Origin of the sequence: Mesorhizobium sp. M0598 (assembly GCF_040320865.1) — a bacterium.
Classification (GTDB): domain Bacteria; phylum Pseudomonadota; class Alphaproteobacteria; order Rhizobiales; family Rhizobiaceae; genus Mesorhizobium.
This window is the reverse complement of sequence record NZ_JAMYQL010000006.1, coordinates 203,458-222,048: the sequence shown is the minus strand read 5'-3', so window position 1 is coordinate 222,048 and position 18,591 is coordinate 203,458. Positions and strand designations below refer to the sequence as shown.

Here is an 18,591-nt window from a genome sequence, read left to right as displayed (position 1 = left end):
TGCGATCGCCGCGCGACCTTGCATTCGTGCTACTCTTTCGGCTCGGTTGTCAATGGCGGCTGGCGTTGACTTAGCAGTCGGAAAAGGGCCTCCAGTCGACTGCCAATGACGTGAATAAGAGCCCGGTCCTCGGTCTGATTTTTGCTCGCTGAGTTGATAGCCTCCGTGATTGGCTGGAAGCGCTCTTCGTGGACTTCGATCGTACGGACGCTGCTTTGGATCGTTGTCAACGACGATGAGATGGCCGTAGCAAGCTCACGAATGGCATGGCTGTTCGATCGAATTTCCATTGCTGTGGAGCGGCTCTCGGCAACAACTTGGGAACCGGCGTCGGCGTGGCTTCGAACAAGAACGCCAAATTCTTCGACCGCCTTGGACAATGAACTAACGAGCGGCTCGATTTTGATTTCGATGATGTTGTCCGGAGTTTGCATCGCCGCCAGCTTATCGGTCGTTGCCTCGAATTGACTGATGATGCGTGTCGCAGCACTGGCAAGCTTCTTGTTCTCATCGGCAAGATGATTTGCCGCGGTCTCCAGACTTTCAGTTATGGTTCGGGCAAGTGACGTCAATGCAATGCTCGAGCTTTCCGAAGCGGCTTCAAAGGGCTTTCGGGCCTGAGACGTCATATCTTCGAAGTTGCCGAGAATTCGGCCGGAAACTTCCTGCATGCCGCGTCGGACTTCTTCAAAGCCCTCCGAAATCGCCTGGTGCGATGAGCGACGAAAATGGCTGAGTTCCACCACCGTCTTATCCAACTCGCGGCGGACTTTGCGCGCAGCTTCGGACAACTCCAGACGCGCCGCGTGTTCGACTTCAACAGGATCGCGACGCATCTGATTGAAGATCACTCGAAGCGCGACGCCTGCGATGGTTGAGCCGATTGCCACGCCAAAATTGCGGACGATCTCTTCTGCGGCACCATCCGCCGAGAATTGATAGAGGGATACGCCGAGGCTCGTCAGCGTGAAAAGAAAACCCATGTAGTAAAGATTGTCGCCGGCTTGATCGTCGCGAATTCGCAAGAACCGGATGGCTTTTACCACGACTGCGTAAACCAGCATAACGACAACCGGGGTCGCGGTGACTACGAGAGCCGAATAGCGGTCCAGTTTGGCAGCGATGATAAAGCCGCAACCAAAAAGGACAAAAAGGGAGAATATGCCTGCGGTGTACCAGGCATCGCCGGCCCGTTCTTCAGCTTCGCGCGCCATTATCCAGCTCCCTGAAGCTTGTCGGCATCAAGCCGCGAGCCATGGCTTTCTGCAATCCAATCGCGCCAGAACTGAATGTGCTTCGCGCTGTCGATCTTAGTGTTCAGACGAACCAGGTATTTGACCGTCACCGCTGCGCCATGAAGATCCGTTCGCAAGCGCCGATAGGCAGGCGTGCGCGCAAATTCCTCGAACGCTAAGTTGCCTCTGTACTGTGAATAGTCTGACACATGCTCAATCATATCGGAGATGACCGTGAGGTTTTTCGGCATCTCCTCCGCTTTGCGGCCGGAAAATTGATCCACGGCAATACGCTGGATCGTTTCCATGATGGGTGAGGTATCAGACGGGGACCCCGCCAGGTTTTTAAGGGCGGCCTCGAGGGGGTCCTGAAAAGCTTGCTTCCAATGGTTTTTGGCTAGTTTGGGATTGGAATCGAAAGCACTCAGATCAGAGCCATCGCCAGGATTGCACCTGCTAAACACAACGGCGCCACCCGCAATGTTTGGGTCAAGCAGACGGAGCTCCAATAGGCCGTATTTCGGGGTCGTGTCAGCAATGTCCAGAAGGTAGGTCTTTATTTCGCTTTTGGTGATGTCGGGAAGATTGTCGGATCGATCGAGAAGCACGATCATCTTGGAATGTGGCCCATCTTCCGGACAAAGCGATTCCTGTGAAAGGGCTACTCGTGCTGGCCGACTTAGATACGAGTAGCCCAGGAAAACGGCAATCGCGACACAAACCAGGAGAATCGCCGCGGCGGTAATAATCTTTCCGATTTCGGAAGCGTCACCGGGGCGCCGCCTACTACGCTGACGGCGCGACATCTGAAGCCCTTTGTTCCGGAACGAGTTCATCGAGCTGGCGGTAGCGATCGACGGCGTTCTCGAATTCTCGGTGAATGGCACCGACCTGCTCGGTCAGCACGTCCTGTGTCGCAAGAATTCGATCACGCAGTTCTTCGCCTCTCCATTCGCCTGCCATGCTTGCAACGACCGGTATTCGTTGAAGCTTGTATGGGGCAGAGAAGCGCTTGGGCGGCTTGGTACTACGTGCTGCCTTGTTTGCCTCCCTGTAGGTAGACAGGAGCAGGGTTGCAGTCCGTTCCAACTGATTTTGGTGTTCTGCAAATAGCTGGATGAAGCGTGCGCGATTGGTAAGGATCGCATCATGCTCTCCGCGCCGGACGGAGAGGTCACGGTTCAATTCCTCCATCTCATCGCGGTAATCATCTCTAATGTCGCTGAGTCTGTCGATAAGCGCCCGCCGCCCCCTGGAATAGGCTGCCCGGCGCTCCTCAAGCCGCTTCTGCGTAGCAGCGAAGCCGGGATAAGGGTCTGACAAAAACAGCCCATCGATAAACGCGATGAGCGAGAATAATGTGCCGATTGCCAAAAACACCCACGAGTTTACATCGTCCAATTGCAAGGGTGTGTGCCGCATGCGCTCCATGACGAGCCGACCCGGGTTCTCGGCCAATATTGCTGACACATCACGGTAGTGTGCCAGGGCAAGATTCAATCCTAGCGCGACCGCGATGTAGAATGCCAGGCTCACGAAACCTATGAGTTTGCGAAGCAAAGAGCGGTGATTGAGTTGAACCACGCCAAATAGCGCAAGAATCAAGGCGCAAGTGATATTCACAAATGCGAAGGAGAAAGCTAGGGCAATACCCCCTAACAAGCCACTTTCATTGCCGACGGCCAAAAACTGTCCATTCAGAATGGTCTCGAATACAAAGATGCAGACGAGGATAGCGATCTTCAAAAGCGTGCTCGCGCGGCCCTGAACCCGTGCGCTACGCGACAGGTTATGCGTGCGGCGGAATTCGTCACGCTCGTTGTGAGCCTCTCGGAAATTGTCTCGTAGGCTGTGTAGGTCATCCAGCCCTTTCGCAACTTCGGCCTTGAACTCGCCAACGCATGCAGGAGCGGCATGGCGAATGGCGGCGAACTTACCCTCAAAATCCAGTGAGGAGAGGCGTTCGGAATAGGTGCGAAGCTCGTCTTCAAGCGCACCGTGAGACTGTTTTTTTTCCATTTCGACGCGTTCGATGATCGCGGCTTCAATGTCGTCAAGGGACGTGGAAATGGAAGGCGGCTCGTTCCTTTCGCCTCGTTCTTGACCGAGATCTTCGAGCCGCATCTCTCTTGCGATACGGTTTGCATCTAGATCAGGAAAAGTCTCAATCGAGGCGACTTTATCGTGAGGCGGCCGTCGCGCGCTTTCCAACAGACCCGATAATGCCCTGCTTACCAAAATGCGTCCCGCCCATAGTTACCCGCTTTTCGTTGGAATACCGAGTAAAAGTAAAAGAGTGGCAACGTCAAGGCGCGCCAATTTCACGAGGCGCCGCCATTCTCCGGAGGATGGAATTAGTTCACGGTGCTACCCGGGCGTAGGGAGCCTGTCAGGCAATCTGTCACATCGCTAATATTACAGATTTCCACGACGACTTAAATATCGATCGGCCGCCATACCACGTACGCAAAAACGGCGGCCACTGAGTGGTTTTCGCAGCGAACTTCCTGTCCATGGCGAAGTAAAAGACCAAAAATCGAGACCGCCAGCTCGCACGATTTTTTACCATCCGGGCAATTTCACGGCCTCATTTGCTTCCCCTTGCGCGCACATTAACATTGCGCGATGTTATCTGCGCTATGGGAGGGCTTAGGCATGAAGGGGGTCGTGATCATCGGGACTTTGGCTGGCCGCCAGCCAGGGAATATGTGGGGCGTGAGCCCAACCGGCGGTTGATGTGATGGGCAAGATCACTCGCTTCGGCAGGCAATCCGCAGAATCTGGACGGCTAGGACCTCTCCGAGCGTCCATTTGGATTGCGACATGTTTAGCGGCTCTCGTGGCGGTCGGCTATATCAATGTGGGCCGTTCCGATTTGGGAAAACTCCAAATCCTTCGGTCTCTGGACGACCCGGGCCCGCTCGAGGGAGTCGCATTGGTCATTGATGGCGACACGATTGAAATTCATGGGCGGCGCGTTCGCCTCAACGGCATTGACGCTCCCGAAAGCAGCCAACTATGCGACGATGCAAAGGGCTTTCGCTACCACTGCGGTGCAAAGGCAGCAGCGGCCCTCCGCGAGTTTCTTTCGAAATCAAGGCCGACCCGCTGCCAGTTCGTCAGTTGGGATCGATATGGCCGTTACGTTGGCAGCTGTACTCGTGTGGACGCGGTTAGCGTCGCTGGCTGGTTGGTCGAGAACGGTCATGCGCTCGATTGGCCGAAATACAGCAGTGGAGCCTATGCCTCGCAACAGGCTGCGGCAAAGGCTTCAAAGCGCGGCATCTGGATCGGATTTTTTCAAGCGCCTTGGGACTGGCGCACTAACCACCGGGAGGCCGAACATTCGCCCAGCAAGCCACCACTAGGCCTGGTCAGCCCGCATGCTCTTGCGCAAAGTTGGTCCTGCCAACCCCGCCGAACATGCCCTCAGATCAGTTCATGTGACGAGGCAAATTGGTATTTGAACAACTGCTCCTGGGGCGGGAAGCTGGACCGCGACAGCGATGGCCTTCCGTGCGAGTCACTATGCTGATTGTGCTCAATGGTCAGCTTGTGACCGACCCTGACCGGAGAAACCGGAGGCCTTCAGATGGTCGACATACGCTTGTTCGTGGATCGAACCACATTCCCAAAGGATTTCAAGAAATAGATCGAAAGAAACAGGTTTCCCAAGTGCTCCCTTTGCAACAGCCTGATCCAGAGCTGTAAGATACCGGCAGGGTCAGGTGGCCGACGTATGTTGTGTTTTACGAACTTCATACGTCAAAGTTTTAAGGGTAACGATGGGTTCAATCAAACGAAAACAATGGCCCGCACGCGGGTTTTCACATGAAGCTTAGCTTGAGGCACAGTACAGCGTCTCATTTCACAAGAATATTAAGACCTAAGAGCCCCTGAGAGGCTTTGTACCCAGTCGGATGGGTCAGTCGTGTAGGGCTCGGGCATACGTCGCCGGATTCCGCGCTGCGTGCTCGACCTCACAGCCATTTTGAACACATCGGTTGGTCGCACGGCATTCCGTCTCGACGAGCCGGGTAGCCTCCTCAGCATGTCGATATCGGACCGTGCACGTCAAACCGGCCATCGCAAATCGTTGAGCGCCCTTGTATGCGCGATGTGGCATTCGCCTCTTTCTAAGAGGCCAGATTACATTGACTTGCGCAAACGGAATTTTTGCACGATCTTACCTATCTCAATTTGGGGGAGGGGCTCATGAGTGTTGAAGAAAAACTTCGCGTTCTTGCTGATCGCATCAAGACGCATTCGAGCGCAATGCTTACAGAGGAGGCCTTAAAGACAGCGATAGTACTACCCTTTCTCTCAGCGTTAGATTACGACGTTTTCAATCCTGACGAGGTCATCCCTGAATTTTGTGCCGACGCAGTGGGGAAGAAGGGCGAGAAAGTTGACTACGCCATAAAAATTGACGGGGAAATCAGGATTCTTGTTGAATGCAAACCGATAACCACAGTTCTTGATCGAGTACATCTCGCGCAGTTATACAGGTATTTTTCAGTCACTAACGCAAAATTCGCCATTTTGACGAACGGTCGCGCGTTCCATTTTCATACGGACTTAGTTGCACCAAACAAGCTCGATGACCGACCGTTCCTCACGTTCGATCTTTCGGACCTACAGGGGCAATTGATCTCCGAGTTGAAGAAATTCGCGAAAGGGGATTTCAATGTGGATGGGATTCTGCAATCCGCTCACCGCTTGAAATATACATCGGCGATCAAGAAAGAAATTGGAAGCGTGATGGAGAATCCACCAGAGGATTTTGTGCGGATGGTGACTGGCGGCCTTTACCAAGGACGGTTCACCGCCCAGGTGAAGGAGCAATTCACACCCATGGTCAAAGCGGCTTTTCGCGAGATCGTTCGAGAATCCGTTCAGTCACGTCTTTCCACAGCGTTGGCCGAGACTGAGGTTTCAGAAATTGGCGCCGACGGACTTGGCGCCGACGAAGAGGTTGTGACCACTGAGGACGAGCGAGAGGGCTTCATGGTTGTGCGGGCAATCGTCCGGGACCTTTTAAAGCCAGCCAGGGTGATCATGCGCGATCAGAAAAGCTATTGCGGGATCCTGGTCGACAACAACAACCGTAAGCCCTTGGCCCGGCTGTGGTTTAACAGGTCGGTTAAATATCTTGGGCTTTTCGATTGTGAGAAGGAAGAGAAGGTTAAGATCGACTCGCTCGACGAAATCTATGACCACGCCGATCGCTTGCGAGCCACCGCGAAGGAATATCTTTCCGGGGCAATCGCGGCGCCCTCGATTGCTTCATGACTTTGAACGGTTCGGAAGTCCGCGCTACGCGCCTTCTTCGAAGCTTGATCCCGCGCGATGTGGCGCCCATGTGCCTTATCAACTTTCAATGGGCTCAGTCCGCCAGACGTCTTTCGGCAGATGAGCATGCCGGTTGTTTCCAGAATAAAAGTTGTTCCCGGCGAATTTGCCCCCCACTGATACTGACGACGCACGCGGTCGGTTGGCGGGTTCATGCTTCAGATGCGTGATGAGGCAATGGAAGGTCCGGGCGACGTGGGAAGCGCTCGTTGGTCTCGTCCCAACGAGCAAGTAGCGCCCCTAAGCTGACTCGCCGGCGGACACGGAGCGGTTGGCCGTGACGCCCGGGTCGGTTACGAGGCTAGAGCCAGAACGAGTCCCAGGCGTCAGCTCGTGGATGTGCTCCGGCCGTCCAACTCCAGTCGGGCTACGCCCTGCCTGCGTTCCAACCCGCCAGCATTCTCATTTTAATTGACGCAACGCTCACAGCTTCATTGTCGCGCCGCAGGTTCCGCTGTGGACCAATCAACTACAGACTGCCGGTTGGTTATGGGTCGGTAACGGAACTACCGCTTTCCGCGGCAACAACTTTGCAGTCTTCAGACGCCGAGGCGGCGTACAACAGCGCTACCCACCATACCCTTGTTGCCCGCGACCCACTACGGCTTTTTCGCTTCAGATCGTACATTATGCTTCCTTCATTATTACCGATGTCTGCATGACCTTGAGGTCTTCCCGCACCATTTCCGCGGCGAGCTCGCGCACGGATGTCTCATGCACCCAGCCGAGCTTCTCCTTCGCCTTGGTGGCGTCGCCCAGGAGAAGATCGACTTCCGTGGGGCGGAAGTAACGTGGGTCTACTTGGACCAGGCATCTGCCGGTCTCGACATCATAGCCCTTTTCGTCGACTCCCTCACCACGCCATTCGAGCTCGACGCCGACATCTTCGAAAACCCATTCGACGAATTGGCGGACAGGGGTCGTCTTGCCCGTCGCCAGCACGTAATCATCCGGTTGATCCTGCTGCATCATCATCCACATACCACGCACGTACTCACGCGCATGGCCCCAATCGCGTTGAGCATCCAGATTGCCGAGATAAAGCTTGTCCTGCTTGCCGAGGTAGATAGCAGCGGCGGCGCGGGTGATCTTGCGCGTCACAAAAGTTTCGCCGCGCAGTGGGCTTTCATGATTGAAGAGAATGCCGTTGGAAGCATGGATACCATAGGCCTCGCGATAGTTGACCACGATCCAGTAGGCGTAGAGCTTGGCGGCGGCGTAAGGGCTGCGCGGATAAAAGGGCGTTGTTTCGTTCTGCGGTACGGATTGCACGAGGCCGTAGAGCTCTGAAGTCGAGGCCTGATAGAAGCGGGTCTTGTCCTTCAGACCGAGGAGGCGGATCGCCTCAAGAAGTCGCAATGTTCCGATACCGTCGGCGTTTGCTGTGTATTCCGGCGTTTCGAACGACACCTGGACATGGCTCTGAGCGGCCAAGTTGTAAATCTCGTCTGGCTGGGATTCCTGAACTACTCGGATGAGATTAGTCGCATCAGTGAGGTCACCGTAATGCAAAATTAGGCGCGGATCGGGATCGTGCGGGTCTTGGTAGATGTCTTCGATGCGACCCGTGTTGAAGGAAGAGGAACGTCGCTTAATCCCATGAACGACGTAGCCTTTTTCCAGCAGAAGACGGGTAAGATAGGCACCATCCTGTCCCGTTATGCCCGTAACCAGAGCAACTTTCCTGTTCTCGCCCATTTTCTTCCTGCTCTATTATAGTTGAAGTTTCGACTCCGGCTCGCCACACCGCCAGCAAACTGCGGCCCGCCCCATACCCTATGGTAGGATTTCGACAGATGCGGCGCGGAGCTCGTCATTGACAGTGTCAGCCAGCGAGCACACCTGCTCCTGCTTGGAGGCATAGCAAAACAGAGTCTCGCCGCTAACCTGCCTAAGTCGCACATGCGGCCTGAGTGCCGAACTCAGCTCACGGGGTGAGCGACATAGATTTCAGTCACGTCGCACCCGATTTGCTCATCAATCAGCGAGTGAGGACGCACGTCCGTTCTCAAGCACGCAGGTCGGTTGCATAGCCGCTCCGCTTCTTCCACGAAGTGGGTGGCCAGTAGAATCGTCTTGCCCTGCGCCACAGGGCACGTAGCCATTCCCAGATAAAATGGCGGGCATGTGGGTCCAAGCCGACAACTCCACCTTACCGCTCTCTTGCGCTAACCAAGTAATCTTAATCATTGCCTGCTTCAGCGTCTTCTAATGGAAATTGTTTTGATCAGTGAAATCGATTGTTTGGATGAGGTGCATCCATAAAATGGATTGTTTGACAGGGCAGCGCGGCACATCGGCGGCACAAAGTCGTGGGCGCGAGGTTTCGCTCCGCGCGAAGACAAAGTTCGTGGCAGTCGGGGGCTTTGGGCGAACCGCACATTTGAGACGGCGGCGAAAAGCCGGGTAGGGCATTTCGTATCGACCTCCAAGGAATTTCGGGCGCGCTAGCCCGAAAACGGTAGCTGGGCCTCAACGATGGGGGGACGAGGCGACCATCAAACTGTGTTTCATACTGTAGGCGATCGCAGTGCGGCGAATTTGAACGGCCGCCTTTGCCAGCCCTCGCCATCGCATCCGGCTACAGGTGCCGAAGATCTTCTCGATCCGAGTACAAATTCTGTGGATCGGTTGGTTCCAGGCGTCGAGCTTTCGGCCTCGTCGCGCCCCCACAGCGGTTGCGACGATGCGCGGCCTTCCACCCTTGGCGCGCACGCGTCGCCGAGATGATTGCCTCGGTAGGCGCTGTCGGCAAACACTTCGCCGGGATTGTCGGGCAGAGCATCAGGAACGGCGTTGCCGTCCTCGGTGTGGGCGCCGTGACGGCGATCTCCTCGACAAGGGCCGTATCGGCGTAGGCACCGAAATGGGCTTTGAAGCAATGAAACGCTGGTCGGCGCTTGTACTTGACCCAATGGCCCTCTTCATCATCTTCGCTGGCCGAGGCGATGATTGCCGCATCGACAGGCGTGCCGATCTTCACCTGGATCGCTGAACTGGGGGGTGATCTCGGCGAACAACAGGGTCATGAACCTCAAGGGCCTGTCGAAAACGGACGAGAGCGGGTTCGCACAGGTGTCGGCTCCGACACCGAGAACCCGCAGAACCGTCGGAACGATCCTCCACATGGCTGCAGACGCCAAAATTCCTCTCTCGGCCGTCGTCGCACAGCATCGCGTGCCAGTCGCTCAGTCCGGCCGGATCGAAAGCTATCCGGTCGACACGAGTTGCGCCATGTTGGCGCACTTGAAAGCGTCAGAGGGCGCCATGTCGCATCTTTCGATGGGACCGGACGCCATGATGGCCATAAATGACGTGGATGGCCTGCGCCTGACATTCGACGGCTGGCGGGTCCTGCACATCCGTCCTACAGGAAACGCCCGCAAATGACATGTTACGTTGAGGCAGTTAAGAATTGGACTTGAAAAAGGGACTTTGTGGACTGCCTCGAACGGCTGTTTCGCTTAGCAAAGCGCGGCCTCGCGTCAGCAGAGGCCCATCGTCAAGGAATGCCTTAGTATCCAACACATGGATGGGCCACATCCACGCAATCAATTTTACAGATGTCGCCCGGCGCATTAGAGAACGCTGAATTTAACCGGAAGCGGGAGTACCCGGCGTCAAGATTTGCGAGCGTCACAGAGATAAGGACAGGCAGTGCTGAGGGAGCTCTTCTGCCCCACGCGCAGCCTCTACCAAATCGCCCGGCGTAACGGTCGACTAGTATCGATTAAGAGATCCCAAGCCAGATGCAACCTCGTCTCTGAAACGAAATTTCCGAAAATGCAGGTCAGTGGATTGGTAAAGCGCAGGTTCGTCGTCTCTCAGAGGCGTACGGGGTTCGGTGATTGTCTATGGTCGCTGGCGGCCGCTTGGCGCTACGCTCAGCGGTCGGGACGAACGCTAGCCGTCGACTGGCGCGGGTCCTGCTATCTCGACCAACCCTTCACAAATGCCTTTCCGGTGTTCTTCGAACCGATCAATGACATCGCTGGCGTACCGGCTATTTGCGACGACCGGATCAACGACTTTTCCTTCCCGGGTCCATTCTTCCCGGAGTGGTGGAATAGGCCAGCGATCGACTGCCTTTACCGCCCAGATGAGCAGATTTTCCAAGAGCGCGACGAGTTGGGCGAGCTCTTTCAGGCCGAACACGATGTCGAAGCGAACACAGTAGTGTGTGACGCTTGCTTGATGTGGCGCTGCGATGAGGATGCCGAGCGGCAGGTCTTCCAGAGTGTCAAGCCTCGGTCTGAAATTCAAACACGCATAGATGCCATTTACCAAGAATGTTTTGAGGGGCACAGCATCATCGGGGTTCATGTTCGACATGGTAACGGTGAAGACATCATGGACCATGCGCCCTACTGGGCCGATCCGGAGTTCGCCGTTCGACAAGTGTGCACTGCGGTTGATAAGGCTAAAGCGTTACCGCACCCCAAGCCTGTGCGGCTGTTCTTGTGCACGGACAGCGCGCAAATCCTGGATCACCTGTCGGCCAGGTTTCCCGATCTTCTCACCGTCCCCAAGCATTTCCGATCCGATCAAGACGGCCCCTTGCACACTGCAGCACTTGGGATGGACGGCGCAATTTCCGCCCTCGTTGAGATGTATCTTCTCGGGCGCTGCGATACCGTAATTCGGTTTCCTCCGACGAGCGCCTTTACACGATATGCACGCCTTTTCGTACCACGCGTAATTGAGTTCGATCTGAAGGAGCCAAGTCGTTTGATTTTGATAGAAGACAGCCAAAGAATCTCTGGTCTCAGTTAAGACCCGTCACCTGCACAATTCGGCGGATGCAACCAACAGGCATAGTTGAATGTCCATTTCTCATCGAGGCCATGGAAGCGTCGTACGATACCGATAGCGTCGTCATCTGAGGCCGTTCGGCAACGCGCCAGAACTTCGCTGTTACTCGGAGGCCGCAGACCAAGCCAGAGCGACGGCGATCGTGACGCTAATGCTCGAAAGGGCGCGGGCAATCACTCCAGAGACGAAATCGAGGTTGTTATATGAAAGTGGTTCCCGTCATCATCAGCGGCGGAGCCGGATCGCGGCTATGGCCCGCCTCAAGGCAATCGCACCCTAAACCTTTCCTCAAAGTGGCAGACGGGCATTCACTGATGCAGCACACTGTGTTGCGCGTCGGTTCGATAAAGGGCGTAGTGGAACTCGTCGCCGTGACATCTGGGGAACACCTCTTCCTTACCAAGGACGAGTTCGACGAACTAGATTCCGTGGTCCTGCCACGCACCTTTCTGCTCGAGCCTGAAGGCCGGGATACGGCCGCAGCCGTTGCGGCAGCCGCCATCCATGCCAAGGCAACGCAAGGCCCTGACGCGATTCTATGCGTCTTCCCAGCCGATCACATGGTTGGCAACCTGCCTGCATTTTTAGACGTCATGTGCCGGGCCATCGAACATGCGAAACTCGGGCGGATCGCCACATTGGGCATCACCCCAACCAGACCAGACACGGCATTCGGCTATATCGAAGCGGATGGTGAGAAAGTCGTCCGTTTCGTTGAAAAACCGGATCTGGACACAGCCAAAGCCTATGTCGCGTCGAAGCGCTTCTTCTGGAACGCCGGCATTTTCTGCTTTAGCGCACAAACCATGCTCGACGAGATGGCATCGCATTGCCCCGCGGTGATCCAGGCCGTCTCCGACAGCTACGAGAACGGCCGCTTCAGTCAAGGCGAAGGCTTTGCCAAAATCGAACTCGCGCCTGAGCATTTCGGCTCCGCCCCGCGAATCTCGCTCGACCACGCTGTGATGGAGAAGACGAACAAACTTGCCGTGGTTGCCTGCGACATGGATTGGAACGATATCGGATCCTGGAACGCAATGGCCGATTTGATCGCCCCCGACGAAAGCGGGAACAGGATACGCGGCGATGTGCATATGGTCGACACGACCGGCAGCTATGTGAGCTCCGACAAGCGCGTCATCGGCACGGTCGGCGTCAGCGATCTGGTGATCGTCGATTCCCCGGACGCTTTGCTTGTCGCATCCCGCGACCGCGTTCAGGACGTCAAGAAGCTGTTCGAGGGCCTCAAGGCTTCAGGACATGAAGCTCACCTAGTCCATAGCACGGTACACCGGCCGTGGGGTACCTACACGGTTCTTGAGGAAGGCGAGCGCTTCAAGATCAAACGCATCGAGGTGAAGCCCGGTCGGTGGCTGAGCCTCCAGATGCACTATCATCGTTCGGAGCACTGGGTCGTGGTCAGCGGCTCCGCGAAAATCGTCAATGGCGAGCAGGAGTTGTTCCTGGCGACAAACGAATCAGCCTACATCCCCTGCGGCCATAAGCATCGGCTGGAGAATCCAGGCAGAATTGACCTGGTGATCATTGAAGTGCAGAGCGGCGATTATCTCGGCGAGGATGATATCGTTCGCTTCGACGACTTATATGGTCGAACGTAGATTTCACCCGCGCATGACGAGAACGGTCAACGTGTCGCTGGCTAATTACCACTCGGAAGGCCGTCTGCCCACTCAGGACCGGATGCTTGTGGAATCGGGAATTGACCAAGGCAGCGGCGAATGACCGCAATCGGCATCAGAATGGGACAAATCAACCGGACCGGAGAGCATAGTAACGCAACACAGTCTCACTGTCGAATAAGCCTTTGATATTTCTGACTTTCCAATCACCTTCCGCGCAAAATCTTTAATATCAATGGCTATGGCCGACTTCGCTCTGAAGTGGGCCAAATCGGCCTCGCTATCCCCGCAGCACTCAGTTGATTATTTTCGCATGAAAACGAGCAAGGACAGGGGGAGGGCGATCTTGTGCTGGCTTCTATGTCTAATCTTGCTCCTGTTCATCGTCAGGTTGTGTGCAGCCACACATAGGGCGGCTATCGTGAGGCTGGAAGGCCTCCGATCGATAGGTGCGGCGAACGGCGGCAATGACGTGCGAATAGGATGGCTGAGCGTATGATCGAGAATACCGCAGTGCGGTCTAGCGCGAAATGTCATTGCAGGGCGATGAACCGGAAATCATGACCCTAAGCCGCCCTTCATCAGCCCATTTCGCTGCCCGATAGCCGACGTTCACCGCAACCAGCGTTCCTGACCCTAGGCAGACATTCGCAGCCTGATTTTGCTCCCGGATAGCGGACGTTCGCCGGAACCGGTATTCATAACCCAAAGCGGCCATCCCGCGTTGCCGCGCCGGACTTTGAAAGCTAGGGCGACATCGGTCTATTGATGAGGTTTCGCAAACCTTTGCAGCGCAGTGCGACTAGCCCGTCGCGGGAGTAGACCATGTTGAAAGCTACCGAAGAGGAAATCGAGGAAGTCCGCGAATCTTTGAGTGGCAGGCGCCCGACCTTGAAGTGACTTTCATGCAGAAGGTCTACTCGGAGGCCGTTCTCAACACCCGCCACGACGTGTGGGACATCCACACCAACAAGGATCGCTGGTGGGTCATCACGGGCGGCACAAACCTCTACTCTCAGGAGCAATTCCCTAATATGGACCTTGCTCTGACCTTCCATATTGGCCTGATGCTCCGCATCCCCCGAACGGAAAACAACAGGAAGGCGATCACGCATCCTTCCGTTCGGTCCTGTCTTCGAGAAGATGGAAGAAGCTGGCACCGCCGTTGCACAAGCGCAGAACCTCTCGGACTATCAGGCCGTCGGCGTTCGCTGCCGCGAGGCGCTACTCGAGCTGATCGGCGTCGCGCAGGACGCGGCAATGTGGACAGACGCACCGCCACAGCGTGCGAATTTTCGCGCGTGGACGGAGATCATCTGCAACGAACTTCTGCCGAGCGACACCAACAAAGAGCGTCGCGGAGCCCTCAAGAGTGTGCTTGAGTCCGCATGGACGTTTTCAAACTGGCTGACGCGTTCAAAGTCGGCCACCTGGATTGATGCCGAGATCTCGGAATCGTTGATCCAACACGCAATCGGCATGGCGACATCATTGATCATTCGCGAGTTGCGCGGGGTGCCTCGCGAATGTCCGAACCGCGGCTCGCCGCATCTCCGACCCGAACATGGCGAAAATACTGAGGCACCCGGTGTACTCTGGGAAAGACCGCGCTGCGCCGACTGCGGATGGGCCGGCAGGCCCGTTCCAATCCTCGACCTCAAGGATGGACAGCCCATCATCACACGCGAAGGCGAAGAAACCGACGAGTGCAGCATAATGACAGTACCGCTACGCACGATCCTGAAGCCGGGAAATCCCACCATCGAGCCGCTGAAGAACACAGAGACCGGACCCCCGGAGCACGTCGTCTATTTTGCCTATGGGTCCAACATGTCGACCGCCCGGCTGCGCGAACGCATGCCGAGCTGCAAGCCACTCGGCATCGCAACCTTGCCGGGTCATGGGCTCCGTTTTCATAAACGCAGCACGGACAAATCCGGGAAGTGCAACGCAGTTGCCAGTGAAAACGATAGTTGCGTGATCGGGGTCCTGTTCAGCTTCGATCCTGACGATCGTGCCAAGCTGGATGAGGCCGAAGGCGTCGGCAGCGGCTACGAGCAGGCGACTGTCACGGTCATTAACAACAAAGGTCGCAGGCGAAAGGTCCTTACCTATCTCGCCACTCCAGACTACATCGACGACGGCCTCAAACCCTATCGCTGGTACAAGGACTTTGTGCTCGCAGGTGGCAGGGAGCACGGACTGCCGTTGGAGTATATTGCCGAATGGATCCAGTCGGTCGAGGCGATCGACGATCCCAACAAGACACGCGACAATAAGCAGCGCGCCACCTCGGAAGTCCCGGACAGTGACGGCATCCAACATTTCAATGGGACCACAAGCCTGACGGCGATGCGAAGCCATAAGCGTCGCACATTGCGACATATCACCTCTCGAAAAGCGTCGGCCGCATGCTAAGAGACTCAAAACAGCAAACGGACTGAACTGAAGAGGCGACCGAAATGGAAGGCGAAAACAAAAAAGCAGCCCGGTCGGACCTGGACGAAGCAGCCCTCTATTTCCACAAGCATCCAAGGCCTGGAAAGCTTGAAATCCAGGCGACAAAGCCGCTCGGCAACCAGCGCGACCTGGCGCTTGCCTATTCGCCCGGCGTCGCGGCGCCCTGTCTGGAAATCCGCGACAATCCGGCGACCGCCGCCGACTACACGGCGCGGGCCAATCTGGTCGGCGTCGTCTCGAATGGTTCGGCGGTGCTCGGCTTGGGCAATATCGGACCGCTGGCCTCCAAGCCGGTGATGGAAGGCAAGGCGGTGCTGTTCAAGAAATTCGCCGGCATCGACGTCTTCGACATCGAGATCGACGCGCCTGACGTCGAGCGCATGGTCGAGACGATCTCGGCGCTGGAGCCGACCTTCGGCGGCATCAACCTTGAGGACATCAAGGCGCCCGAATGTTTTGAGGTCGAGGAACGGCTGAAGGCCCGCATGGCCATACCGGTCTTCCACGATGACCAGCACGGCACCGCGATCATCGTCGCAGCTGCAGTGCTTAATGGGCTGGAATTCGCCGGCAAGACGATCTCCGACATCAAGATTGTCACCTCCGGCGCCGGGGCAGCGGCCCTTGCCTGCCTCAACTTGCTGGTTTTGCTCGGCGCGCGCATCGAAAACATCTGGGTCACCGACCGTTTCGGCGTCGCCTACAAGGGGCGCGTCGACGAGATGGACCGCTGGAAGGATCCCTATGTGAAGGACACCGAGGCGCGCACGCTGGCCGATGTCCTGCCGGGCGCCGACGTGTTCCTGGGGCTTTCGGCCGCCGGCGTGCTGAAACCGGAATTGCTCCAGCATATGGCGCCAAAACCGTTGATCCTAGCCTTGGCCAACCCTAACCCCGAGATCATGCCGGAAGCGGCACGAGCGGCGCGACCCGACGCGATGATCTGCACCGGCCGTTCCGATTTCCCCAATCAGGTCAACAACGTACTTTGTTTTCCTTACATTTTTCGTGGCGCGCTGGACTGCGGCGCCAGCGCCATCAACGAAGAGATGAAGATGGCCGCGGTGCGGGCGATCGCAGCCCTTGCCCGCGAAGAGCCGTCCGATGTTGCCGCCCGCGCCTATTCCGGCGAAACGCCGATCTTCGGGCCCGATTTCCTGATCCCCTCGCCGTTCGATCCAAGGCTGATCCTGCGCATCGCTCCGGCGGTGGCCAAGGCCGCCTGCGACACCGGCGTCGCGACACGGCCGATCACCGACATGACAGTCTATATCGACACGCTGAACCGCTTCGTTTTCCGCTCCGGCCTCGTCATGAAGCCGGTGTTCACGATGGCCAAGACGTCGAGCGCCAAGCGCGTCATCTATGCCGACGGCGAGGACGAGCGCGTGCTGCGTGCCGCTCAGGTGGTGCTGGAAGAAGGCATCGCCGAGCCCATCCTGATCGGTCGCCCGCATGTGATCGAGGTGCGGCTGAAACGTTACGGACTGCGCATCAAGCCGGGTGTCGATTTCGGCCTGATCAATCCCGAGGACGATCCGCGTTATCGCCACTATGTCGACCTTTTGATCGAGCTTGCCGGCCGGCGTGGGGTGACGACGGAAGCGGCGCGCACCATGGTGCGCACCGACAATACGGTGATCGCCGCCCTTGCCCTCAAGCGCGGCGACGCCGACGCCATGGTCTGCGGCCTCGAAGGCCGTTTCGAGCGCCATTTGCGCAACGTGACGCTGATCATCGGGCCGCGCGCCGGCATTAGGGATCGCGACCTGTCGACACTTTCCATGCTGATTTCGCAGCGCGGCATCATTTTCCTCACCGACACCCATGTCTCCGTCGATCCGACCGCCGAGGAGATTGCTGAGATGACCGTTTTGGCGGCCGAGGAAATTCAGCGTTTCGGCATCGAGCCCAAGGCAGCGCTGCTGTCGCATTCGGATTTCGGCTCCCGCGATTCGCCAAGCGCCATGAAGATGCGGCAGGCGGCGGCGATCTTGGCGCGGATCGCGCCCGACCTGCAATGCGACGGCGAGATGCATGCCGACTCGGCGCTATCGGAGCAGCTGCGCCAGCGCGTCTATCCGCATTCTCGGCTGAAGGGCGAAGCCAATCTGCTGGTGTTCCCCAATCTCGATTCGGCGAACATCACGCTGACCGCGCTGCGCACGATGATGGACGCGCTTCATGTCGGGCCGATCCTGCTCGGCACCGACAGGCCGGCGCATATATTGACCCCGTCGGTCACGTCGCGCGGCGTCGTCAACATGACGGCGCTCGCGGTGGTCGAAGCGGCCCATAAGGCGCAGGCGGTCGTAAATCTGGCGCTACCGCGACCTTTCTCAGGAAGGCTGCACACCGACGCGATCTTCCTTTCGCCTTGCGCAAACCTCCCTTCCGAGTGAGGCGTTCAGTGCGTCGGCTTGGTGGACTGAGGCACTTCTGAGTGGGACAACAACATCCAAAAATATTGGAAAAGATTTGAATACTCTGAAGTCCCACTCATCTCTAATTGATTGATTTTTATGGCTTTCTGAATACCCTCCGGGCCCACCATATTGTTACATATCAATATGTTACGCTTAATTCTTCGGGTTTGAATTGAGCGCTGTCGGGTAAATCCGTGACTTTTAGCGAAATGATTTTGGGCCCGTTCGTCGATTTTCTCCGTCTCGTTGATGGCACCCGTCACAGGTAGCTCAACACTCCCGGCTTCAAAAGACCCTTCAGCGATGCGTACGGCAATCGGCGGCAACGACGTGCAATTAGGCGGGTTCTGAACTCGGCCGTAGTCTCAAAATGCCCTTGTGCGGAGCAAAGCGTGGATCCATCCGCTTGCAGGTTCATGACCCTTCGCCAATCGCCGCTCCAGTCGCGAGCGGAATACCGGCACCAATTGCACCGGCCGCGGCGGTCCGTAGACCGCGGCTGCGGCCCGGTCATCCGCTGGCCGGGTAGTATCGCATCTCCTGGAAGCTCCGATCTCCATTTGCCCGATGGCGCTCCCGATTGTGAAATCGGATGCAAGTGAAAAAAACTACCGGCCACTCAAAGCGAACATTTCTGGACTGTTTGCCGCCCGAGGCGGAGTTTGA

Annotated in this window: 11 protein-coding genes and 2 pseudogenes; 7 read left to right on the top strand and 6 right to left on the bottom strand. The window is 56.8% G+C overall.

Annotation, left to right across the window (positions count from 1 at the left end; genetic code table 11):
* Positions 1 to 29 precede the first annotated feature (29 nt).
* From NKI59_RS11295 to NKI59_RS11285, 3 genes are all read right to left on the bottom strand, one after another.
* Positions 30 to 1,214, bottom strand: a complete 1,185-nt coding sequence (locus NKI59_RS11295; protein WP_352704227.1) for a hypothetical protein — start codon at positions 1,212 to 1,214, stop codon at positions 30 to 32.
* Positions 1,214 to 1,849, bottom strand: coding sequence for a hypothetical protein (locus tag NKI59_RS11290; protein ID WP_352704225.1), 636 nt, complete (start codon positions 1,847 to 1,849; stop codon positions 1,214 to 1,216). The genes NKI59_RS11295 and NKI59_RS11290 overlap by 1 nt, the downstream gene beginning before the upstream one ends.
* A gap of 172 nt (positions 1,850 to 2,021) precedes the next feature.
* On the bottom strand, positions 2,022 to 3,359 hold the full coding sequence (locus tag NKI59_RS11285; protein ID WP_352704223.1) for a hypothetical protein: 1,338 nt from the start codon (positions 3,357 to 3,359) through the stop codon (positions 2,022 to 2,024).
* An 811-nt stretch (positions 3,360 to 4,170) separates the two neighbouring features.
* On the opposite strand from NKI59_RS11285, the gene NKI59_RS11280 reads away from it, so the two are divergent.
* Positions 4,171 to 4,770 (top strand): thermonuclease family protein, encoded by a 600-nt coding sequence (locus tag NKI59_RS11280; RefSeq protein ID WP_352704221.1) that lies wholly within the window; start codon positions 4,171 to 4,173, stop codon positions 4,768 to 4,770.
* 680 nt (positions 4,771 to 5,450) lie between these two features.
* Complete coding sequence (locus tag NKI59_RS11275; protein WP_352704219.1) at positions 5,451 to 6,527, top strand: type I restriction enzyme HsdR N-terminal domain-containing protein; 1,077 nt, start codon at positions 5,451 to 5,453, stop codon at positions 6,525 to 6,527.
* A 687-nt stretch (positions 6,528 to 7,214) separates the two neighbouring features.
* Here NKI59_RS11275 and gmd read toward each other — a convergent pair.
* The 3 genes and pseudogenes from gmd to NKI59_RS11260 all read right to left on the bottom strand — a co-directional run bounded on the left by gmd (position 7,215) and on the right by NKI59_RS11260 (position 9,570).
* Positions 7,215 to 8,285, bottom strand: a complete 1,071-nt coding sequence (gene gmd / locus NKI59_RS11270) for a GDP-mannose 4,6-dehydratase (protein ID WP_023718702.1) — start codon at positions 8,283 to 8,285, stop codon at positions 7,215 to 7,217.
* Positions 8,286 to 8,426: 141 nt separating this feature from the next.
* Positions 8,427 to 8,727: pseudogene (locus tag NKI59_RS11265) on the bottom strand (nodulation factor ABC transporter ATP-binding protein NodI); the annotation flags it as partial.
* 441 nt (positions 8,728 to 9,168) lie between these two features.
* Positions 9,169 to 9,570, bottom strand: a complete 402-nt coding sequence (locus NKI59_RS11260; RefSeq protein ID WP_352704217.1) for a hypothetical protein — start codon at positions 9,568 to 9,570, stop codon at positions 9,169 to 9,171.
* A 44-nt stretch (positions 9,571 to 9,614) separates the two neighbouring features.
* On the opposite strand from NKI59_RS11260, the gene NKI59_RS11255 reads away from it, so the two are divergent.
* The 5 genes and pseudogenes from NKI59_RS11255 to NKI59_RS11235 all read left to right on the top strand — a co-directional run.
* Positions 9,615 to 9,977, top strand: coding sequence for a hypothetical protein (locus tag NKI59_RS11255; protein ID WP_352704215.1), 363 nt, complete (start codon positions 9,615 to 9,617; stop codon positions 9,975 to 9,977).
* Positions 9,978 to 10,370: 393 nt separating this feature from the next.
* A complete protein-coding gene (locus NKI59_RS11250; protein ID WP_352704213.1) occupies positions 10,371 to 11,360 on the top strand; it encodes a nodulation protein NodZ in 990 nt (329 codons plus the stop codon).
* A 242-nt stretch (positions 11,361 to 11,602) separates the two neighbouring features.
* Positions 11,603 to 13,018 carry a mannose-1-phosphate guanylyltransferase/mannose-6-phosphate isomerase gene (locus NKI59_RS11245; protein WP_352704211.1) on the top strand — a complete coding sequence of 472 codons (1,416 nt, stop codon included), beginning with the start codon at positions 11,603 to 11,605 and terminating at the stop codon, positions 13,016 to 13,018.
* Positions 13,019 to 14,182: 1,164 nt separating this feature from the next.
* Positions 14,183 to 15,457, top strand: coding sequence for a gamma-glutamylcyclotransferase family protein (locus NKI59_RS11240; protein WP_352704209.1), 1,275 nt, complete (start codon positions 14,183 to 14,185; stop codon positions 15,455 to 15,457).
* Between the two features lie 44 nt (positions 15,458 to 15,501).
* Positions 15,502 to 17,820, top strand: a pseudogene (locus NKI59_RS11235) (NADP-dependent malic enzyme); the annotation flags it as partial.
* Between the last annotated feature and the right edge of the window lie 771 nt (positions 17,821 to 18,591).